The sequence below is a fragment of the Nostoc sp. NMS4 genome, from assembly GCF_017115095.1.
Lineage (GTDB): Bacteria > Cyanobacteriota > Cyanobacteriia > Cyanobacteriales > Nostocaceae > Nostoc.
The window spans coordinates 1-21,936 of record NZ_JABXKI010000107.1 but is presented as its reverse complement, the minus strand read 5'-3'; the positions used below and the strand labels follow the sequence as shown (position 1 = coordinate 21,936).

At 41.8% G+C, this 21,936-nt stretch carries 16 protein-coding genes; 9 read left to right on the top strand and 7 right to left on the bottom strand.

The window, feature by feature from the left end:
- A partial coding sequence (locus HWQ37_RS07915) for an ABC transporter ATP-binding protein (protein WP_292745603.1) occupies positions 1-1,007 on the bottom strand: 1,007 nt, incomplete at its 3' end.
- 493 nt (positions 1,008-1,500) lie between these two features.
- On the opposite strand from HWQ37_RS07915, the gene HWQ37_RS07910 reads away from it, so the two are divergent.
- Positions 1,501-2,472, top strand: coding sequence for a YegS/Rv2252/BmrU family lipid kinase (locus HWQ37_RS07910; RefSeq protein WP_292745601.1), 972 nt, complete (start codon positions 1,501-1,503; stop codon positions 2,470-2,472).
- Positions 2,473-2,590: 118 nt separating this feature from the next.
- A complete protein-coding gene (locus HWQ37_RS07905; RefSeq protein WP_292745599.1) occupies positions 2,591-4,153 on the top strand; it encodes a metallophosphoesterase family protein in 1,563 nt (520 codons plus the stop codon).
- Positions 4,154-4,271: 118 nt separating this feature from the next.
- Here the strand turns inward: HWQ37_RS07905 and HWQ37_RS07900 are convergent, their stop codons facing one another.
- From HWQ37_RS07900 to HWQ37_RS07875, 6 genes are all read right to left on the bottom strand, one after another.
- Entirely contained in the window at positions 4,272-5,456 is a 1,185-nt protein-coding gene (locus HWQ37_RS07900) for an NAD(P)H-quinone oxidoreductase subunit H (RefSeq protein ID WP_292745597.1), read from the bottom strand.
- Between the two features lie 236 nt (positions 5,457-5,692).
- Positions 5,693-6,589 (bottom strand): helix-turn-helix transcriptional regulator, encoded by an 897-nt coding sequence (locus HWQ37_RS07895; RefSeq protein WP_292745595.1) that lies wholly within the window; start codon positions 6,587-6,589, stop codon positions 5,693-5,695.
- A gap of 251 nt (positions 6,590-6,840) precedes the next feature.
- A complete protein-coding gene (locus HWQ37_RS07890) occupies positions 6,841-7,248 on the bottom strand; it encodes a hypothetical protein (protein ID WP_292745593.1) in 408 nt (135 codons plus the stop codon).
- A 342-nt stretch (positions 7,249-7,590) separates the two neighbouring features.
- Positions 7,591-8,025 carry a CAAD domain-containing protein gene (locus HWQ37_RS07885; protein ID WP_292745591.1) on the bottom strand — a complete coding sequence of 145 codons (435 nt, stop codon included), beginning with the start codon at positions 8,023-8,025 and terminating at the stop codon, positions 7,591-7,593.
- Positions 8,026-8,209: 184 nt separating this feature from the next.
- A complete protein-coding gene (locus tag HWQ37_RS07880; RefSeq protein ID WP_292745589.1) occupies positions 8,210-8,671 on the bottom strand; it encodes a BON domain-containing protein in 462 nt (153 codons plus the stop codon).
- Between the two features lie 140 nt (positions 8,672-8,811).
- Complete coding sequence (locus HWQ37_RS07875; RefSeq protein ID WP_292745587.1) at positions 8,812-10,077, bottom strand: general stress protein; 1,266 nt, start codon at positions 10,075-10,077, stop codon at positions 8,812-8,814.
- A gap of 713 nt (positions 10,078-10,790) precedes the next feature.
- Between HWQ37_RS07875 and HWQ37_RS07870 the strand changes: the two genes are divergently transcribed.
- The 7 genes from HWQ37_RS07870 to HWQ37_RS07840 all read left to right on the top strand — a co-directional run bounded on the left by HWQ37_RS07870 (position 10,791) and on the right by HWQ37_RS07840 (position 21,692).
- Positions 10,791-13,901 (top strand): MFS transporter, encoded by a 3,111-nt coding sequence (locus HWQ37_RS07870; RefSeq protein WP_292745585.1) that lies wholly within the window; start codon positions 10,791-10,793, stop codon positions 13,899-13,901.
- A 636-nt stretch (positions 13,902-14,537) separates the two neighbouring features.
- Positions 14,538-15,020 (top strand): calcium-binding protein, encoded by a 483-nt coding sequence (locus HWQ37_RS07865; protein ID WP_292745583.1) that lies wholly within the window; start codon positions 14,538-14,540, stop codon positions 15,018-15,020.
- Positions 15,021-15,436: 416 nt separating this feature from the next.
- Entirely contained in the window at positions 15,437-15,664 is a 228-nt protein-coding gene (locus tag HWQ37_RS07860) for a hypothetical protein (protein WP_292745581.1), read from the top strand.
- A gap of 772 nt (positions 15,665-16,436) precedes the next feature.
- Positions 16,437-17,099, top strand: coding sequence for a calcium-binding protein (locus HWQ37_RS07855; RefSeq protein ID WP_292745579.1), 663 nt, complete (start codon positions 16,437-16,439; stop codon positions 17,097-17,099).
- A gap of 589 nt (positions 17,100-17,688) precedes the next feature.
- The gene (gene ilvD, locus HWQ37_RS07850) at positions 17,689-19,374 is read left to right on the top strand and encodes a dihydroxy-acid dehydratase (RefSeq protein ID WP_292745577.1); all 1,686 of its coding nucleotides are present in this window, start codon (positions 17,689-17,691) and stop codon (positions 19,372-19,374) included.
- Between the two features lie 466 nt (positions 19,375-19,840).
- Positions 19,841-20,230, top strand: a complete 390-nt coding sequence (locus tag HWQ37_RS07845; RefSeq protein ID WP_292745575.1) for a hypothetical protein — start codon at positions 19,841-19,843, stop codon at positions 20,228-20,230.
- Between the two features lie 19 nt (positions 20,231-20,249).
- Positions 20,250-21,692 carry a caspase family protein gene (locus HWQ37_RS07840; protein ID WP_292745573.1) on the top strand — a complete coding sequence of 481 codons (1,443 nt, stop codon included), beginning with the start codon at positions 20,250-20,252 and terminating at the stop codon, positions 21,690-21,692.
- Positions 21,693-21,936 lie beyond the last annotated feature (244 nt).

Here is a 21,936-nt window from a genome sequence, read left to right as displayed (position 1 = left end):
TGTGGGGGTTCTTTCGGCTGAATTACTACTTGTCCCGTTGCTGTTTCTTCTACACTCATGTAGTCAGAAACGGTGAGTAATTTTTGGGGGCGGCGGTCAAGTGTGGGGCGACAAGCTATCAAACCTTTAGTATATGGATGCTGGGGACTGCTGAAAATTTGGTCAGAAGTACCAGATTCGACAACTTTACCTTTATACATCACCGCTACTTCGTCAGCAATTTCCGAAATTAGCCCCAAATCGTGGGTGATAAAAATCATTGCCATGTCACGGCTTTGCTGCAATTCTCGCAACAAGTCCAAAATAGTCGCTTGCACAGTCACGTCCAAGGCTGTGGTTGGTTCATCGGCAATTAGAATTAATGGGTTGCAAGAAATTGCCATTGCAATCATTACCCGTTGCAACTGACCCCCAGAAAGTTGATGAGGGTAGCGTTCCAGCATGGCTTCTTTGTGTTGTTTAACCAACTGTGACAACTTTGATGCATCAGGTTTCGATGAATTGCTGTTGGTTTGATGCCAAGTTTCGATATACTGTTGCTGTATTTCCTCATCGCTAGGTAAGAGTTTTACCTCTTGCAAACCTGCGATCGCAATTTGTTTTGCTTGGGCGGCTGACACATTTTGATGTCGCACAATCGCTTCTATTAGCTGAAACCCAATATTATAAACTGGATTGAGCGAACTCATCGGTTCTTGAAAAATCATGGCGATGTCGCCACCCCGATGTAACTGCATTTGTTCAGGAGGTAATTTTACCAAATCGATGGTGTTGCCATTCTCCTGTGGACGAAACCAGATTTCGCCGCCAGTCACTATGCCGGGAGTTTGCAACAAACCCATCACAGCTAGGGCTGTCACTGATTTACCACTCCCCGATTCTCCTACTATTCCTAGAGTTTCACCACGATGCAGGGCAAAAGAAATACCATCCAAAGCTCTGTTAATGTTGCCATCACCGGGAAATTCAACTTGTAAATTGCGAACCTCTAGGACAGTTTCTCTCATAGGAGTTGGGTATGAATATTAACTTAAAATTATTTGGATTTTAACAATAGTTTTGATGTACATGTAAGTAAATTTGGTTTTTACACTTTTTGGCAGTTTTCCACATACTTCCACAATATACACGCATTTGCGATGTAGAACTGCTTGCGATCTCTGCAAATTGCGATCGGCTCGTGGTATCCTCTCTTTTCAGAGTTCCAGTTCTTTACATAGCGGGACTTAAACATTTTTGAGGCATAAACAAGCCTCAACCTCATACAGGGCAAGGAAAATACACCAAATGCTCAAAAATGCTTGAAACCCAGATATATCAATAAACTAGGCAAAACGATGTCAAAGTCTCTCTGCATATAGATTTGAGGGTTTTTTCTGGCTACTTTTTGTCTAAGTCCCACTAGAAAACTCAGCCCCAAAAGAGAAATTGAAAATTTACAGGAATACTGAGAATAATTTGCTATCTTCATTAGTTATCCAAGCTTAATTATTATGCCTTATGAATCGTTCCGCCTGTCTCATCTTTAATCCGGTTGCGGGTCAGGGCGACCCAGATACAGAGCTAGCAGAAATTCGGGCAATATTAGAGCCAGATATCGATCTAGATATTCATTTTACAACTGAAGAAATCGATGCCGATCAACTGGCATATCAAGCGATAGAGCGCGGAGTAGATGCAATCATTGCTTCGGGGGGAGATGGTACTCTCTCAATAGCGGCGGCGGCTTTAGTGGGAACTGATATCCCATTTGGGATCATTTCCAGAGGAACAGCGAACGCTTTTGCCACAGCTTTAGGAATTCCTGACACGATCGCAGGTGCATGTAATACAATTTTGCAGGGAGCAACTAGCCATGTAGACGCAGCCTATTGCAACGATCGGCCAATGGTACTCTTAGCAGGTATTGGTTTTGAAGCTGAAACTGTAGAATTAGCAGACCGAGACGCTAAAAATCGCTTTGGAATGATGGCCTACGTTTTGGCAGGAATCCAGCAATTAAGAAGCTTACATAACTTTGATGTTGAAATTGAAACTGAAGACAGGATAATTAAAACTAGTGCCTGTGCAGTAACGGTAGCAAATGCCGCGCCTCCCACGTCAGTTTTGGCTCAAGGCCCAGCAGGTCTGATTTATGATGATGGGTTGCTAGATTTAACGATTGTAGCTCCAGCTAACAAGGCAGGAGCGATCGCGGCCACGTTTCATTTATTTCAAACGGCTTCCACAGGTAACGCCGTAGAACGGGATGATATTGGCTTCCTGCGAGCCAAACAATTTAAAATTACGACTAACCCACCACAAAAAGTTGTTCTAGATGGTGAAATAGTCGGCACAACACCTGTAGAAATTAAGTGTGTACCAGCAGGGTTAAGAATTTTTCTGCCATTAGTAGAAGAAGTTGAACCGACCGAAAAACTAAACGGACTCCCTAATCTGACTATTGAGATGAAAGATACAGTAGAAGAATAGGGCATTGGGCAATTCAATTTTGGATTTTGGATTAAATTTCAATCTAAAATCCAAAATCTAAAATCTAAAATTCTTGCTCCCCTGCTTTTTTCAATTAAAGATTCAGGAGTAGGTTGCATTGAAACTTGTATCCGATCCAGCGATCGCTAAGAAAATTCGGAAAATGAATCAACGGGTACGGTGGCAAGACCCGTTGATTGTGGAACGGAATATCGACCAAACTCGCCTCGTGTTGGAAGATGGTCAAACAGATAATTCTGAGTTCTCATTTTTAGTTGTCGGTGATAGTGGTTCTGGCAGCCACCGGGGACACAATCCCCAGCGACAGGTGGCTGAACTTATGTTGCCCCATCACAGCGAATCCCGTTTTATGCTGCATACCGGGGATGTGATCTATTTAGTGGGATCGAGTGAATACTACCAGCAAAATTTCATCCAGCCTTACCGAGAGTTTCTCTGGGGCGCAGAAGATCGCAAACGGATTGCTTATGACCAGATGGTTTTTAAGCTGCCCATTTTACCAGTGCCGGGAAATCATGATTACTATAACTTGCCAATTTTATTGAGCTTGGCATCCCTAACAACATTACCCATTCGTCAGCTGTTGCGATCGCGGTTAGACCTAGATGTGGGCTTACATGGCTCAGGATGCGGTGACGCTTACGCAAAGGCATTTCTCGACTATCTTCAGGCGTTTCAACTTCCAGCAGAGTTAGCCAGTCACTTAGATCGCTACTATACAGCCAAAACAGATACAGGTCGTTGTCTTTCATATCAACCTGGGCAATTTACCCGTCTTCCCAATCGCTATTACACTTTTCGTTATGGCGGTATTGATTTCTTTGCTTTGGATTCTAATACCTTCAACGATCCACCACCGCTACCGAAAACAAAAAAAGGTGATGCCGATCGCAAACTCTTAGAAAAACGCCGTGAGGATTTCGAGCAAGAAAAGCTGGAAATTATTGAAACCTCAGCTAAACTTCGCCCCGAAAACCCTAATGAAGCCGATCAATTAGACGACTTCCATGCCAAGATGTCACAAATTGAAGAACTTATTGTTGATATCGATAAACAACTAGCCACTAAAAAAACCACGCTAACTGATACTGAACAACTCGATTGGCTCAAGCAAAGATTAATTGAATCTTGGAATAATTCTGAAGTTCGGGGAAGGATAATTTATTTCCATCATCCACCTTATGTAACTGAGGCGACGAAGTGGCAACAAGCACAAACTTTGATCGTCCGCGATCGCTTGCGTGGTGTGCTGGATGCGGTAGCTAAAGAAATCGGTTCCTTAAATCAGGGTCGTCCTTTGGTCGATTTGGTATTAAACGGTCACGCGCACTGTTTGGAACACCTGGAAACAATGGATACAGGACACGCTGATTCTCATATCCACTGGATTGTTTGTGGTGGTAGTGGGTTTAGTTTGCGCCGCCAGCGAATTGAGGGAGCAGATTTGATGGAGACTTTTGGAAATGAAAATAGATTAGTGGCGCGATCGCATCTCTTCATCGGTCGCAATGGTCAAGGTTCTCAGAAGCGACGACCTTATTCAGGTTTACGCATTGATGTTAAAGGCGATGGACAGCCGAAGTTTATTGTCCGTCCTTTAGTTGCCGAATGGCATCAGAGGCAATGGCATAATCGAGAACTTGAGCCACTAATCATTTAAGAAATGGGCGTTAAGAGTTAAGAGTTAGGAGTTAGGAGTAGAGACGCGATTAATCGCGTCTCTACAAGAGTTAGGAGTTTTGTTTATCTCCTTGTCTCCAATGTCTCCCCCTACCCCCTCATCGATCTACCGATCCCATCACAACATCAATACTTCCCAGGATGACGAAAATATCTGCTACTTTTTGACCTTTGATTAACTGAGGTAAAACTTGTAAATTATTGAAATCGGCTGGACGAATTTTCCAACGCCAAGGGAAGATGCGATCGTCTCCAATAATATAGATTCCTAATTCTCCTCTCCCTGACTCTACACGCACATAATTTTCACCTTGAGGAATTTTAAATGTGGGTGCAACTTTTTTGGCAATGAATTGGTAATCAAACCCATTCCACTCAGATTTATCACCTGCTACCATACGTTGAGCTTCTAAATTTTCGTATGCACCACCAGGTAATCCCTTAAGTGCTTGCTGAATAATCTTGACTGACTCACGCATCTCGCCAATTCTGACGAGATACCTAGCAAAACAATCTCCTGCTGCATCCCACTGGACTTCCCAGTTAAAATCGTCGTAGCATTCGTAGTGGTCAACTTTTCGTAAATCCCACTTCACCCCAGAAGCCCGTAACATCGGGCCAGAAATTCCCCAGTTAATCGCTTCTTCCCGACTGAGAACACCTACACCCTCAACTCGGCGGCGAAAAATGGGATTATTGGTAATTAGTCTTTCATACTCATCAATCTTTGGTACAAAGTAGTTACAAAATTCTTCGCATTTATCCACCCATCCGTAAGGAAGGTCAGCAGCAACACCTCCCAGGCGAAAATAATTATTGTTGACCATTCGGTAGCCTGTAGCAGTTTCAAACAAATCGAGAATCATTTCGCGATCGCGCAAAGTATAAAATATGGGAGTTTGTGCGCCAGTATCTCCCACAAAAGGCCCTAACCACAACAGATGGTTAACAATTCTGGCTAACTCCAGCATGATTACCCGAATGTAGCTAGCACGTTTGGGGATAAAAATATTTGCTAGTTTCTCAACAGCATTCACCGTCACAGCTTCATTAAACATTCCGCCATAGTAGTCCCATCGACTCACATAAGGTACGTACATAATATTGGTACGGTTTTCGGCAATCTTTTCCATACCTCGGTGCAGGTAGCCGATGACAGGTTCACAATCCACCACATCTTCGCCATCCAAGGTGGCAACAATCCGAAAGCACCCATGCATAGAAGGGTGATGGGGGCCAAAGTTAATTACCATTGGCTCAGTTTTAGTTTCAATTCTGCCCATAAATAAAAAGTTTCCCTAATCCCAAATATTTCGGAACAAGATGCTACAGCACTTTGTAAGTAAATGAAGTAGACCTCTCCCCAACCCTCTTGCGGTTGACAAGGGGAAGGTGCGTGACAGAGCAGATGGGATATTTTCGTATCTTACAAATCTGAAATCTGCTGTACTTTTAAAAAGTTTAGAGAGTTTCCGGCGTGTAGTCTTGCAAATTCGTCCGATTTTTTTGCAGATTTATCCTATCTTTGTTGAATAGCTTTAGGAGTTACACCCAATAATCGCTTACAGTGAAAATTCAGATGGCTTTGGCTAGCAAAACCAACCAATTGAGCAACTTCAGCTATTGTCATTTCTCCCTTCAATAATAATTCTTTGGCATATTGCACGCGACAACGAATTACATAGTTATGGGGAGTAATTCCCATAGATTGTTTGAAAAGCTGGGAAAAATAATGGCGACTCATTGGTATTAATGCCGCCAATTCTGCTAAACCTAAATTTTGGTCAAGATGTTCGTGAATATATTCTATGACTTGCTGTAATTGACGCTGTGATAAACCGTTTTTATATGTTTTTAATATCGGTTTGCACGTGGAATAGTGTTGCATCAAATGTACTGATAAGGCATTTACCATCGTCTCTGCATAAAGACGGCTCCCTAGAGGATTACCTTCCAAAATGCCTTTGAGTGCTAGCCCTATTTGATAAATTAGGGGATCGGGTGTGGCAAAGTGCGGCAAAAGTTGAATCTGTTTGGCATCTGCTGTTTCATCAACTGCACAAGCAAAAATCTGTGGTTCAATAGCAAGTAGAATAAAGTCCCCTTCAGCATCCCAAGTTGCCTGATGCCCGACATTAACAGGAGTAATGATAATATCACCTCCAACTACGGCATCACGATGCTTGCGTCCATCCATTTTTCGTTCAGCATGAATTACCCGCGCTCCATGAGTGAAAATGATCAGAGAGTGCCACAGGGGAGTGCAAACTTCAGGAAATTCATAAGCAGGTTGACACATATATCCAAATGAAGCACCGTGCCAACCTGCTTGAAGACTTGTGAGAATTGGTAGGCGCGGGAATAGCGGGAATAGCTCATCTTCTTTAGTGATAACTAAGGGCTTTTTCTCTAACATGGGCTACCACAAGTTATTACAAGCCCAATGTATCAAAAGCTAAAAAATTCTGATATGTCAGGTTGTGCTTTATAGCAGTTCTCGTTTACGTGAGTGAGGTACACCCTACACTCGTGATGTAATATTGTACCACATCTGAATGGGAACCGCTTTTTTCGCCTATAAAAGTAGAGACGCAATTATTGCGTCTCTAGAAACCACCTATTGAGCCTTCTTACGTGTAATTGCACCAGCACAAGGAAGTCTGTTAATTAAATTACTCCTGGGCCTCTACCGCGACTGTCGCCCCTATCTGTCAACTTACCTTCCTCGTCCTGATTAATTTCTCCAAGTTCTTCAACACGTTCTGCGGTATCATCTGCCGCTTCCTGGCGTGCATCACCTGGTTCTTCGTAGTACATTTCCGGTTCAACTGCATAGTTATTTAACAAACCTTCTTTGTCTACGGTATAGCCGTCAGTGGTGCGGACACTTCCTGAATCGGTTTGATCGTCGGTAGGTGCATCTGCTTCCCGTTCTTCTGTGGGGAGTGTTTTGTAAAGATTTCCCTCTCTTTCCATTCTAGCGGCGGTTTCAGCAGGGATAATACCGCGATCGTAAGTATCGACTTCTGCTCTATCGGATGAATCTGTATCTCTCTTAACTGCTTCATTAGCCATAATTTATGTCCTCGTTAAAGAATCTATTAAATAACTTCACAACCTAGATTAGGCTGTTTTTTATCTCCGAGCTACTATCTTGAGAAGTGACTTAATTTTAAAAATAATCTGATGTTCTCTATCTTTTGATGTATCTAAAAGACTAAGATTGAGTCCGGTTAAATACTGTGAATTTAGATTTATTGGTAGAGTAAGGGTTTTGGTTGAAGTCCAATAACATTAAAAGGGCAATTATAAACTGCAACTATACAAAATTTTACCCAATTCCGCAGAGGCAGACTTGAGTTTGTATAGCTGCGAATTCTATTGCCCGTGTAAATCCTAGTTTAATGGTTAGTAAAATTACTCGCCTACAAATTGGTTTTTCAGTGATTGAAGTTCATCCGCTAATTCTTGCCGAGTTGAAGCCTTCAGTAGATAACGGAAAACAAACCAACTGGTGTAACTAATTCCCACTAATTCAAAAAGTGGTGATAGTAGTGGAATATCATTGATTGCAGTTAGTAGAGCTAGTACTAGCCTAGCTGTAACAATCGCCGCCAAAATTAAAGCAACAGTTATTAGAGGCTGCTTATAATCCTGAAAAAAGCCACTTAAGTATTGTGGCAGATCCTCCAAAAATTGAGAAATTTGTCTGCTAATTTGCTGCAATTGAGATTCTGGTTCGGGTGCTGGCGGTAACTTTGGCAAGTTTGCAGTATCAGTACCTTCAAGTGCTAGCGTACCTTGTGATAAAGAAGGATTGATAGATTCACGTTGCTGTTGTTCGGTTTCCATAGTTTTTATGTTTGGTAACTACAAGACTTTGTATAACTGAACTGAGCATCAATAAATATAGTTATTCAGGTCATCAGTTGTCAATTATTAGTGGTCAGTTAAACTTATTACTGACCACTTAAACCAAGCAAGAGTTTAAATCTCTTTATGCCTACCTACTTACTTGGATTTGTTGTTAGCTGCCTTATTTGGTTGGTTTCGCAACTGTCGCTTTCACAACTACAGTGTTGACACCTTTAATTTCCTTAGCTAATTTTTCAATTTTAGCCAACTCCTGCTGATTGCTGACAGTTCCGCCAACAGTCACAATACCACCATCTGCGGCTTTAACTGTTATTTGACTTTTGGGGATATTAGCTTCTAATTTGGAGCGAACTTCACTTTCTAAGTCACCATTAGCTCTTTTTGTATCGCCACCAGTGGTATTATTGCGCTGTTCGCGGGCGCGAATATCTTCATTTAGTTGTCTTCTCCGAACATCACTTTGTGCGTCTTTTTGAGATGCTTCTGTTGTTTTCGCAGTTGGTGTTTGGGGAGCCTCATTAGGATTGTTGGGTGCAGATTCACTTGTTTTAGAAGCGTTATCACAAGCAGCAACACCAAACACTAAAAGGCAACTAATTACAAAGGGGGTTAGCTTTTTCATTGGTTTAATTCTGAATCAGAAAGTGAAATATGTTGATATTTACGGCAAAAGTGAGGAGCAAGTTTTTTTAGTCAGGAGCAAAGTTTTCAGTTGTCAAATTAATGCTCCTGAAATTTAGTGCGAGTGAGAACTACTTTGGATTAAAGTACTTCATCACGACGATCGACAATTACTACAGCAGGATCGTTTCTATGAGGCTCTGTTGAGTAATTGGGGCGAATGGGATCGACTACTGCTGCATCATGATTGGTTACTCGGTCGGAACCTGGGCGATATTCACTAATCTCTGTGGCATCATAGATTGCAAATTCTTCAATACCTCGATGTTTGAGAATTGCTTCAGCTTGGTGGATTTCAGCTTCTGTACCATCGAGAATTACTAAGTAGTCGCCTCTTTGGAAGCGATCGCTATATACTCGCGCTCTGTCTTCGGGAATTCCCAAACCAACAAGTGCGCCGACAATACTACCGGCGGCGGCACCGATCGCACCACCAGCTAATGTTGTCGCCAATGCTGTTGCAACTGCGCCACCTGCAATCACCGGCCCAATTCCCGGAATCGCTAAAGTCCCAAGTCCAACGAATAAGCCAGTCAAGCCGCCTAAAAGACCGCCTGTCGCAGCTCCGGCTTTTGCACCATCGTCTGCTTTATTACCAGTACCAACGTTTCTGTCTACATCTACACCACCGATCCCATGACCGTCTGTATCTTTGGCAATGATGGAGACTTGATTCAAGGAAAAACCTGCATCTCGCAATTCTGTAATTGCGACTTCAGCATCTCGACGATGAGAAAATACCCCGATCGCACGTTTCGCAACACCACTATAAGCCGGAGTTGGAGTCACATAACCAGTAGTCCCATCTGGGTGGTCGTAAATACCAAACTCTTCTACACCCTGATGATTTAGGATTGCTTCTGCTCTGTGGACTTCTGCATCTGTACCATCGACAATGACTAGATAGTGTCCTCGTCTAACACGTTCGTCATAAACTCTAGCTCGTTCTTCAGGAATTCCTAAACCAATTAATGCACCAAGCAAACTACCAGCTACTGCACCAATACCAGCGCCAGCGAGAGTTGTAGCTAGGGTCGTGGCTGCGGCTCCAGCCAACATAATTGGCCCAATTCCAGGGATTGCTAAAGTGCCAAGACCAACTAATAAGCCAGCCAATCCGCCCAAAGCACCGCCTGTAGCTGCTCCGACTTTAGCACCTTCATCAGATTGGTCGCCAACGCGATCGCTCACACCCGCGCCAGCAATATCGTCTTTGTCTCCATCTTCGGTAATGACAGAAACTCTGTTCATGTCAAAGCCAACTTTTTTTAATTCATGTAGGGCGTGTTCAACATCTCGACGATGAGAAAATACACCTACGGCACGTTTTTGTACACCTACTACCATTATTCTTTCTCCTCAGCAAAAATCAATTATTTACTAATTTATAGGTCGTAATTACCCTTATTAATACATACTTCTATTTAGGTTTCATCAATCGCTTGGGAGAATTTTTATCTCTATCATTAGACATAGGTGATTTTATCTAAAGATTAGTAACTAAATCTCAACTAGAAAATATATTTTCTTTTCTAAAGTTTATATAAAAATTATTCCAATTTTCCCATAAAAATTTATACTAACAAACATTATTCTCTACGGCTTGCTACTATAACTGACCTGCTTGCAACTTGCTATATCGGTAGATAGAGTTTTATAAGATTTACTTTATAAATTTTCTTTGAAAGAATTGTAAACAAAGCATAAATACTACATTACTTTCTTTGATAAGTGACAAGATAAATGTGTATTTTTTTAAATACGACTTTTGGCAAATTAACCTATCACCTTAGAAAGTGCCAGCTTACATAAATGATAATTAAGCTGATAAATAAGCCATTTTATCGAAACAGAATTCAGGAGTCAGGAGCCAGAATTCAGAATGAATTCTGAACGAAAAAGTGGTGCTTCGCAGCGTTAGGAGTCCGCGATAGCGCCGGCGGCAAGTGAGTCAGACGCTCCGCTATCGAGCGTCGCGTCTTGATTCTGACTCTTGAATTCTGACTTCTGAATTCTTCTTCAAAAATGGTTATTTAATTGAGTAGAAGTGAGAAAATCCGATGTTTCAAGGTGTTTTAAGTGTTTTGGGATGGAATTGTCTACCTTTGGGATTAGCGCCGATAACTTTAGCTCAGGAAGTATTAACTCCAGAACAAGCGTCAGTTGTTTTTTCTGGGCCTAAATTATTGGTGGCACTGGTAGCCGGGGTTTTAATGGCATTTGCCTTTCAATTATTATTAACAAACTTTTCAGTTGCTGTCGGAATTTCATCTTGGGAAATTGACTCAGATTCTGATGATGAGTCCGAAAGTTTGGGCAAGACAATTCGTAAAGGTCAAGCTAAAGTCGGAGCTTGGGCGTTAATAACCGTTAGCATTGCATTATTTATTGCTTGTTTTTTAGCGGTAAAACTTAGCCTCATCGAAAGCGCATTTTTAGGAGCAATTATTGGTGTAGTCATCTGGTCTACCTATTTTTCACTAGTAATTTGGTTGGGTTCATCGGCGGTAGGTTCTTTAATTGGTTCTATATCTAATACTGTTACTTCTGGTTTTCAAGCTCTCATGGGTACAGCAACTGCTGGTATCGGTGCTAATAGTGCGAAAAAACAGTTAGTTTCTACGGCTGAAGATATTACAGCCGCAGTCCGGCGGGAATTAACTTCAGGTTTTGATTCTGAAGGTATTAGAAATACGCTCCAAAGTTCTTTAGGTTCTCTGCAATTGCCAAAGCTGGATATCAAAGAAATTCGGAGTAAATTTGACCAACTTCTTAAGGATACAGATTTACAATCTGTTGCAAATAGCGACCTCTTGCAAAACGTTAACCGTCAAACATTTGTGGATCTAATCAGCAGCCGTGGCGATTTATCTAAAGAAGATATCAATAGCATTGCTGACCAATTTGAAGGTGCATGGCAAGAAGCTTTAAATCGCAAAAATCCCACAGAAAAAGTAATTAATTTACTCAAGTCTGCTACTCCTGAAGAACTTAATTCTGAGCAATTAGGTGAACGGCTTCAAGAACTGGTTACAATCGGAGGTGGTAATGGCAATGGTGTAATCAAGCAAGCTATTAGGTATGGTTTGAGCGCTGCTGCGCCAGCAGTTCTGGAACGGGTAAACCTTTCTAATATCGATGTAGATAAAATTACAACTCAGTTGCAAAAACTGAAAGAAAAAGTTCAAGATGTCGATGTCGAGGAAGTCACAGAACAATTTCAAAAGTTTAGAGAGCAAGCATCTGCAAAATTGCCAATATCACTGGAAAACGCGATTAAGGAAGATGTAGAAGACTACATATTGCATTCCTTCCCTTGGCATTTTAACCGAATCACCCTAGTAGATGAATTTAAAGAAGTCATCTATGATGTGAATGCAGATCCGACAACTGTAAGACGAGAGTTGGAAGAAATTAATCAAGAATATTTCAGCAACTTGTTGAAGCAGCGTGGTGATATTAGTGAAGCTAGGGTGAAAGAAATTTCTGAACAAATGGAAAGCGATCGCCTGGAAGTTTTAGAAACTGTCAAGCAGGCCGAAGCGCGAGAAAAAGGGCAAGATTTCCGCAGCCGCATCGAAGATTATCTGCGTTCGACGGGTAAAGAAGAACTCAATCCTGAAGGTATTGAACGGGATTTTGCTAAGTTGCTAGACGATCCTCAAGCTGGTTTTGAAGATTTAAGTAGCCGCTTTGGGCAATTTGACCGCGATACTTTTATACAATTGCTCCAACAGCGTCAAGATATCAGCGAAGAGGAAGCTAATAATATTGTTAGTCAACTCGAACGCAACCGCGATAATTTTTTAAATCGTGCTAGAGAATTGCAAGAACAAGCAAAGGCGAAAGCTGATGAACTCCGCCAAAGGGTTGAAGAATATCTGCGGAATACTAATAAAGACGAACTCAATCCCGAAGCTATCAAACGCGAGTTTAAAGTTTTACTAGACGATCCCCAAGCCGGAATTAGCCTTTTGACTTCGCGCTTATCGCAATTTGACCGCGATACTCTAGTACAAGTGCTCAGTCAGCGTCAAGATTTGAGCGAAGAACAGGTAAACGAAACTCTCGATCAACTTGAAGCAGTCCGAGATAGCATTTTGCAAGTACCGCAACAAGCGAAAGAACAGTACGAAAAGACTACCAAAGCCATAGCTGAATATCTCCGCAATACCAACTTGGAAGAACTTAATCCCGAAGGTATTAGGGCCGATTTGGAAAAATTACTCGACGATCCTCAAGCTGGAGCCTTAGCACTGCGCGAGCGCTTATCTCATGTCGATCGAGAAACCTTGGTTAAACTGGTGAGTCAACGTGGCGACTTGAGCCAAGAGCAAGTTAATCAGATTATCGATCGCGCTCAAGATGCCATTGGTGATATCCTGAAAGCGCCACGACGTTTAGCCAAGCGCACCACTCAACAAGCTTTAGATTTTGAAGCCAATCTTGAAGAATATCTGCGTAATACCAACAAAGAAGAACTCAACCCCGAAGGAATCAAACGCGATTTACAATTGCTGCTGTCTTCTCCCCGCGCTGGAATTGGGAATTTAAGCGATCGCGCCTCAAAATTTGACCGTTCGACAATTGTGGCCCTATTATCCCAACGTGAGGATATCTCAGAAGAGGAAGCTAACCGAATTGTCGATCAAATTGAGTCGGTTCGCAGCTCGATTGTCGAACAATTCCAACAGATTCAGCAGAGAGTCCAATCAGTGCTAGACGGAGTTTTTGCCAAAGTTCGCAACTATCTCAACTCCCTGGATCGTTCCGAACTCAACTATGAAGGCATTAAGCAAGACTTTGCGAAAGTGTTCGACGATCCCCAAGCCGGATTTGAAGCATTGCGCGATCGCCTCAGTGAATTCGATCGTGACACCTTAGTTGCTGTATTGAGTTCTCGTGAAGATATTTCTGAGGCAGATGCCAACCGCATCATTAACCAAATAGAATCGGCGCGGGATGGCGTATTACAACGAGCCGAACGCATCCAGAAAGAAACCCAAAAACGCCTGAAAGCGATTCAAGAGCAAGCTAAAAAGCAAGCTGAAGAAACCAAGAAAACCGTTGCAAGCGCTGCGTGGTGGATATTTGGCACAGCGATTACTTCCCTTTGCGCTAGTGCGATCGCAGGTGCGATCGCTGTGACTGGGATAAATCTAGCTGGGTAAAAAACATCTCCGTCATCAGGAATTTTGATAAATACAAAGTGGTATTCAGCCTTTATAAATGAATGCCACTTTTTTTATTTATAAAAAAAGTAAAGTACTGTGGTACATATTATCACAACCTTGTTATTTTGACATATATCAAAAACTCTATCTGAACAAAGGTTTCAGGCTCTAGTTATGTCAAGATAAATCAAACAGAGTTAATTATTATTTCTTATAGATAGAAAAAAGTACGCTTGAGGTAGTATCATACTCTTGTTATTCTGAATACAGTAAAAATGTCCTAAAACCTATGCAATTCCGTAGGAAGCAATCTGGTTATTTGCTATCAGATTGCTACTGTACCAGTCCTAAATCATTTGTGAACAATAAGATCCCCAACTTATCAAAGAAGTCGGGGATCTGAGTCTCTCGATTTTCACAACTCATTTAGGATTGCTATATAATCTGTGAATTCATCAGGCACAAGGACATAAAATTACTCTTGGCACAATTGATTTTGATGCCAATATCATCAATACATCCAGTGTTTCTAAATCTTGAGATTTAACAGCAAAAGCCTGATTAAAACAGGTCTAATTTGTTATATCTTTTGACTCGTTATTTCTCCACCTTTAAATTCAGGATAAATTCACTATGCCAACCATTAACGGTACTAATCAGCCTGACAATTTTGGTAATTCTTTTTCTGTTCTCCCTTATATTATCAACGGATTTGATGGTAGCGATACGATTAGGGGCGGAAGAGGCAATGATACCATTAATGGCGGTTTTGGCGACGATAGAATTAACGGCGGAAGGGGAAATGATAGCCTTCTTGGGGGATCTGGCGACGATACGATTGACGGTGGATTTGGTAACGATATAATTGACGGCGGAGCTGGCAACAATACGATTGACGGCGGATTTGACGGTGACGATCGCATTCAAGGTGGAGCGGGTAACGATCGCATTCAAGCCGGATCTGGCAACGATACGATTAATGGCGTATCTGGCAACGATAGAATTGATGGCGGAGCTGGCGACGATAAGATTGACGGTGGATTTGGCAACGATACGATTAACGCCGGTTCTGGCAACGATACGATTGCCGGCGGACTTCACTATTATCTGCCTTGAAAATAAGGCAGGAGGCAGAATTGTGATAACTGAATAGTTGCAAAGAGAGGTTAAGTTTAGCTTGCCTCTATTTTATAGTTTATAATTTCTCAATTGCTAGCGATCGCACCGAGCAACAAGGCTTTTAACTTATTGTAATCACTTACTTATACATAACTACATAAATCACCAAATAAATCTCAATAAGCAAAACTAACCCTATCGGAACAAGGGTTTCAGATTTTCTTTTAGCGATAGGAATAAAAGAGGGTTAATCACTCTTTCTTATAGATAGAAAAAAATCGGCTCGAAGGTAATATTATAATCTTGTGATTCTGAATATTAATCAGAACGTTCTAAAAACTATGCCGTTTCTGTAGGAGGAAGAGCAGCGCCACTAGTGGCAAGCGACATTATCCTCTAATCTAATAGACCTCTTGCAAAAGCGCTTAACACTCCACTCCGGGGCAGTTGCTCTTAGAAGTGGGGTTGTTGTTTTTGATTTATGCAAGAGGTTTAATGTTGAAGAATTCGCAAAGCCAAAGATACAGGTTCGATCGCGCCGCCTATGCATGAAAAAATCAGGTAATACAATCGCAGCAGTTCTAACGCTCCCACAGAAGCCAAATTGTAACGTCACTGGTGCAGCGATCGCACTAGTCTAACAAGGGCATGGCACTAAGCTAAAAACAGTCCCGATTCTGGAAAGTTCCCCCTCCAGAGGCAGAGCAGCCCTCTCGAAATACATTTCCAGTCTGAACACGGCGAGCAAATTCAAATTACACAAATCTTAGTGTCATTCTTCTAACAAAGCTTTTAACTTATTGGCAATAATTTGTTATATATAACTACAGAAACTACTAACCAAATATCAATATGCAAAACCAGCCCTATCTAAATAAAGGTTTTCGATTTTCTTCTGGCGAGAGGATAAAAGCAAGCTAATTATTCTTTTTTATCAATAGAAAAAATATGCTGAAATGTAATACTATAGTACTGTTGTTATAAATACACCAATAATGTCCTCAAGTCTATATAATTACGTAGGAGAATATCTACTTATTCATTAGTATTTTCCAACTGAAACAACTGAAAATATCAGGTACAGGGACATCAAATGAGTTTTGGTACAATTTTGATGTCAACATCATCAAATACATCTAATATTTCTTAAATATTCTTAAATATTCAGACTTAATAATAAAGACTGTTCCAATCAGGTTTGGTTCAAGAATATATTCCCACTCGCAATATTTTTACCTTGTTTTGTCGGCATTGCTGAATGAAAGTGTGAAAATCCCAAACTCCATGTTTAAAATTGTTTGTTTTATGCATTTGAAGGAAACCAAATTTATACTCTTAATCAGCAATGCCGTTTTATAATGGGGAAGTAAAGAGGTATTTTTTTTACCCTCTAAGTTTAGGAGAAACTCATCAATGCCAAGTTCAATATCAATCTCCTACGGTAACGGCAGTGTTAGTGCCAGTTCAAGTAGTAGCAGTAGCAGCAGCAATAATGGTCAGACTGATATCGTTAACGCTAGTGGCGGCAACAGTACCCTTGTAGGTGGTAGTGGCAACAGTATCCTTAACGCTGGTAATGGCAACGATCTCCTCTTTGGTAATAGTGGCAACGATACTCTTAACGCTGGGGGTGGCAACGATAGGCTCAATGGTGGTACTGGCAACGATCTTCTCAATGGCGGTAATGGGAGTGATACTCTAGTCGGTGGTGATGGAAATGATGTCCTGGTTGGCGGTAATGGCAACGATCTTCTCACTGGAGGATCGGGTAATGATATCTTCAAGTACAACTCAATTTCTGAAACTCCACTTTCGTCACGCGACTTAATCAGTGACTTTCGTGGAAACGGTAACTTACCAGGCGATCGAATCGATCTATCTACTATCGATGCCAACTTTAATATTGGGGGCAACCAAGCTTTCACTTTCATTGGGAGTGGCCAATTTACCGCACCCGGTCAAATCCGTTATTCAGGAGGTATTATTCAAGGCAACACTGATGGGAATCTGTCGGCTAACTTTGAAATTCGGCTTATAGGAGCGCCACAAGTAGTGTCAAGTGACTTTATCCTTTAATTTAATATTCCTGCCTTGAAAATAAGGCAGGAGAGAGTGTTTTGACTACGCTCAACAACCAGGCAGAAGGTACTAGAGAATGACAATACCTCTTTTCCAGTCCTCGGTTCCTAGTCACTATTTTCAAGGCAGATATAATTTTGAAGAAGAACTCTAGTGCAAAGTTAGAGTAAGCTTTGCACCAGAATCAATATCAATATACTAAGCTATAAACCTGGAAAGTCGGAGCCTCAGCTTGTGGCAACGACTTTTTTTTTACATTTAAATTTGTCTTATTATCCTACTATTTCAGGTACTCTATAGGAATCATATTTGATTTATAAAAAAGTCTCGGTAGTCTTGTAATGGACTGTTTAGGCTAAAATGTTGCAAAAAAATTGTAGGTTGGGGAGCCACTGCGCCCTTGCGGTTCCCCGACTTGTTCGCGTCAGCGTCTCCCCCTGGGAGAAGCACGTGGCGTTTGAGGAACGAAACCCAACATTTTATCATTGATATTTTATAAGTCTCAAATATTGATAAATATATATTGGACATGTCAAAAATTGCTACCTATCATACTCATACATGCAAGTCAAAGGATGATGTAACTATGTCGGAGAATTTAAGAAGCCAAATTGTGACGCAAGGGGTGCAGCGATCGCCAAATCGAGCTATGCTGCGGGCAGTTGGTTTTAAAGATGAAGATTTCAATAAAGCCATTGTGGGCATTGCCAATGGCTACAGCACGATCACTCCCTGTAATATGGGGATAAATCAACTGGCACAACGAGCAGAGGTTGGGATTAAAACCGCCGGAGCGATGCCACAAATGTTTGGCACAATTACCATCAGCGATGGGATTTCGATGGGAACTGAAGGGATGAAATATTCCCTAGTGTCGCGGGAAGTCATAGCCGATTCTATTGAAACCGCCTGTACTGGACAAAGTATGGATGGTGTGCTGGCCATTGGCGGCTGTGATAAAAATATGCCTGGGGCAATGCTAGCGATCGCGCGGATGAATATCCCGGCTATCTTTGTTTACGGTGGCACAATTAAACCTGGTCACTACAACGGACGCGATTTAACTGTTGTCAGTTCTTTTGAAGCCGTTGGTCAATATAGTGCTGGAAAAATTGACGAAAAGGAATTATTAGAAGTTGAAGGTCGGGCTTGTCCTGGCGCTGGTTCCTGTGGGGGAATGTTCACAGCTAACACCATGTCTTCAGCATTTGAAGCGATGGGGATGAGTTTGCCCTATTCTTCAACAATGGCGGCGGAAGATGCCGAAAAAGCTGACAGCACGGAAAAATCGGCTTATGTGTTAGTCGAAGCCATTCGCAAACAAATCTTACCCCGGCAAATTATCACCCGCAAATCGATAGAGAATGCCATCTCTGTGATTATGGCAGTCGGTGGTTCGACCAATGCAGTATTGCACTTTTTAGCGATCGCCCGCGCTGCCGAGGTAGATTTAACCATAGACGACTTTGAAACTATCCGCGCCCGCGTTCCCGTTTTGTGTGATTTAAAACCAAGTGGTAAATATGTCGCTACAGATTTGCACAAAGCTGGTGGTATTCCGCAAGTAATGAAGATGTTACTTGTGCATGATTTATTACATGGTGATAGCGTCACCATTAGCGGTCAAACCATTGCAGAGATATTAGCAGACATCCCCGAAGAACCATCTGTCAATCAAGATGTGATTCGGACTTGGGATAACCCGATGTATCCTCAAGGACATTTAGCCATCCTCAGAGGTAATTTAGCAACAGAAGGGGCTGTCGCCAAAATTACCGGTGTGAAAAAACCAGTAATTACCGGCCCCGCACGGGTGTTTGAATCGGAAGAAGCCTCTTTAGATGCAATTTTGGCGGGTAAGATTCAAGCTGGTGATATTCTGGTCATCCGCTACGAAGGGCCTAAAGGCGGCCCTGGAATGCGAGAAATGTTAGCTCCCACCTCAGCAATTATCGGGGCTGGTTTGGGTGATGCGGTGGCATTAATTACCGACGGACGCTTTTCTGGCGGTACTTACGGCATGGTGGTTGGTCATGTGGCTCCAGAAGCAGCAGTTGGTGGTGCGATCGCTCTTGTAGAAGAAGGCGATAGTATTACTATTGATGCACCGGCTCGTTTATTGCAATTGAATATATCTGAATCAGAATTGGCTCGTCGTCGTGCCAACTGGCAACCTCCGGCTCCGCGTTACACTAAAGGCGTGTTGGCGAAATATGCCAAATTGGTATCTTCTAGCAGTCTTGGTGCTGTGACAGATTTGGACTTGTTTTAAATGAGCTAAATAAAACTTACGCACAAAAAATCCCCCAACCCCCTTAAAAAGGGGGCTTTTAATTCTCCTGCATTTTAAGGGGAATGCGCGAAGCGCACGCTACGCGAATGAGGTTTCAGGTTTTCACTGCGTAATATCAGGTTCGGTTAAACACTTATAATATCTGTAGGTTGGGTTGAGGAACGAAACCCAACTTTGATGCTTGTTCATGTTGGGTTTCACTGCCGTTCAAACGCCACTTGCTTCAAGCAGGTGTTCCCGTCCAACGCAGTGGCTCCCCAACCTACATTAATAGATTTTATTATAAGTAATCACCCGAACTTGATATAAGTCCTGCTAAATTTTATGAATTTTTGTAAAAATATTGAGAAGTTTCAGGAAATTTACATAGCAGTTATGATGTCAATAGAGAAATCACGCAAATATAGTTGACACTCAACTGCTAAAAAACCGAAAAGGGTACAAAATGAGTTCTCAATCTAATGTCAAGTTAACGATCGCTCTTTCTAATCCCAGCTTAGATGCAGAAGAGCAAGAACGGGAAACGCGGAATCTACTACGAGAGATCAGAGATTTAGACGTAGAAAGTGCTGAACTTGTAGCAGTTGCACAAACTCCTCCAGGCTCAAAGGCGTTTGGGGGTTTTCTGCTGGGAGTGTTGCAGGCCGAAGTGAGTATTGCCAATTTTAAGAAAGTATTGGGATTTGTGGGCGATCGCCTTGGTAATAAAACCATTGAGTTGGAAGTTGAGGCTAACGGTAAAAAACTCAAGGTTAAAGCCAGCAGCCAGCAAGAACTAATGACCGCGATCGCAGCAGCGCAAAAGTTTATAGCAGCAAGCTTAGAAATGCCATAAAAGGAAAGAGGATAGGGACATGACGAAGGTAGCACTCCTAATAGGAATTAGTGATTATGAGGCTGGTCTTAACCCATTACCAGCTTCAGTAAAGGATATGCAAGCAATCGCCAAAGTTTTGCACCATCCAGAAATGGGCGATTTTGCCCAAACAGATATCCAAAAACTGGAGAATCCCGATCCTCAAAAAATGCAAGAAGCGATCGAGACGCTGTTTAGCAATCGTCAAAAAGACGACCTTGTAGTACTTTACTTCTCCGGTCACGGTATTAAAGATGAGAGCGGCAATCTTTACCTCGCCACTTGCTTAACCCGTAAAAATTCTCAAGGACAAATTATCAAATCAACCTCTGTTCCAGCCAGTTTCATTCATGACATCATGAACAACAGCCGATGCAAGCGTCAGGTAATCATTCTTGACTGTTGCTTTAGTGGAGCGTTCGCCCAAGGCTGGTCAGCTAAAGATGACGGTTCTGTTGATATCCAGACACAACTCGGCGGAGAGGGGCGAGTTGTCCTGACCTCTTCCACTTCGACTCAGTATTCTTTCCAGCAACAGGGGGACAATCTTTCGACTTATACTCGTTATCTCATTGAAGGTATTGAAACAGGTGCCGCAGATTTAGGTAATGATGGTGCAATTTCGGTCGATGAGTTGCATGAGTACGCGAAAAAAAAAGTTAAAGAAGCCACTCCCGCGATGAAACCAGAAATCTATGCTTTCAAAGAAGGATTTAAAATCCTCTTAGCTAAAGCACGAATTGGTGATCCAAAACTGAGGTATCGCAAAGAAGTAGAGAGTTATGCCAGTCGGGGCGAGATTTCGATTATTGGTCGCAGAATATTAGATGCCCTACGTCAGAATTTGGGGTTACTCCCTGAAGAAACTGCTGCAATTGAAGCTGAGGTTTTAAAACCTTATCGAGAGTATCAACAAAAATTGCAGGAATATAAACAGGCATTAGTTGATGCCATTGGACGCGAGCAGACTTTGAGTGACTATACTCGCAATGATTTGCGACGTTATCAGGAAATTTTAGGACTTAGAGATGAAGATATAGCGTCAATTGAAGAAACACTAATTGCAGGAGAATTCACACATCAACCTATTAACGTTTCTGAGTTAGATAAGTACCTGCAAGTTATTACTTCCAAGCTAGGAAAAGTCACACATCAACCTATTAACCTTTCTGAGGCTCCACCATCAGTACAGCCACATCATCGTGTAGAGATACCTTCTCAACCAAAGTCTTCTTCATCAAATCAAACAACGACACCAAAAACCCATAATCCCATACTAAAAGCGCTACGGCGGGCAGTTGCTGTGTTTTTCTTTCTTATTGGCGCATGCTTTGCACTCGCGGCACTTAGCGCACTTTTTAGCAGTAATGGAGCTTTTTTTGGATGGTTAATTCTCAGCATTCCTTTTATCTGGTTAGGTAGTGTTGCATGGAAACTTTAAATGTTTTTCCTACACTTTTATTTTGAATAAAATACGTATTTTATGAGACAAACAGTGCGATGATAATTAAATCTAGAAATAACAAAAACTGATTGAATGCTGGCGATCGCACCGACTCATTCTGATATTTCCAAATAGCGATCGCACTCAGTCTTTCATTTATAATAACTCGATAAATTCATCAACACTCAGCCCAACCTGTCTAATAATTGCTCGTAAAGTTCCTTTGTCTTAAAACAGTTTC

Bases quoted from the DNA above. Each gene is read 5' to 3' on its own strand.
- HWQ37_RS07910 (WP_292745601.1), top strand. From the start codon at position 1,501: ATGAATCGTTCCGCCTGTCTCATCTTTAATCCGGTTGCGGGTCAGGGC.
- HWQ37_RS07900 (WP_292745597.1), bottom strand. From the start codon at position 5,456: ATGGGCAGAATTGAAACTAAAACTGAGCCAATGGTAATTAACTTTGGC.
- HWQ37_RS07895 (WP_292745595.1), bottom strand. From the start codon at position 6,589: ATGTTAGAGAAAAAGCCCTTAGTTATCACTAAAGAAGATGAGCTATTC.
- HWQ37_RS07890 (WP_292745593.1), bottom strand. From the start codon at position 7,248: ATGGCTAATGAAGCAGTTAAGAGAGATACAGATTCATCCGATAGAGCA.
- HWQ37_RS07885 (WP_292745591.1), bottom strand. From the start codon at position 8,025: ATGGAAACCGAACAACAGCAACGTGAATCTATCAATCCTTCTTTATCA.
- HWQ37_RS07880 (WP_292745589.1), bottom strand. From the start codon at position 8,671: ATGAAAAAGCTAACCCCCTTTGTAATTAGTTGCCTTTTAGTGTTTGGT.
- HWQ37_RS07875 (WP_292745587.1), bottom strand. From the start codon at position 10,077: ATGGTAGTAGGTGTACAAAAACGTGCCGTAGGTGTATTTTCTCATCGT.
- HWQ37_RS07870 (WP_292745585.1), top strand. From the start codon at position 10,791: ATGTTTCAAGGTGTTTTAAGTGTTTTGGGATGGAATTGTCTACCTTTG.
- HWQ37_RS07865 (WP_292745583.1), top strand. From the start codon at position 14,538: ATGCCAACCATTAACGGTACTAATCAGCCTGACAATTTTGGTAATTCT.
- HWQ37_RS07855 (WP_292745579.1), top strand. From the start codon at position 16,437: ATGCCAAGTTCAATATCAATCTCCTACGGTAACGGCAGTGTTAGTGCC.
- ilvD (WP_292745577.1), top strand. From the start codon at position 17,689: ATGTCGGAGAATTTAAGAAGCCAAATTGTGACGCAAGGGGTGCAGCGA.
- HWQ37_RS07845 (WP_292745575.1), top strand. From the start codon at position 19,841: ATGAGTTCTCAATCTAATGTCAAGTTAACGATCGCTCTTTCTAATCCC.
- HWQ37_RS07840 (WP_292745573.1), top strand. From the start codon at position 20,250: ATGACGAAGGTAGCACTCCTAATAGGAATTAGTGATTATGAGGCTGGT.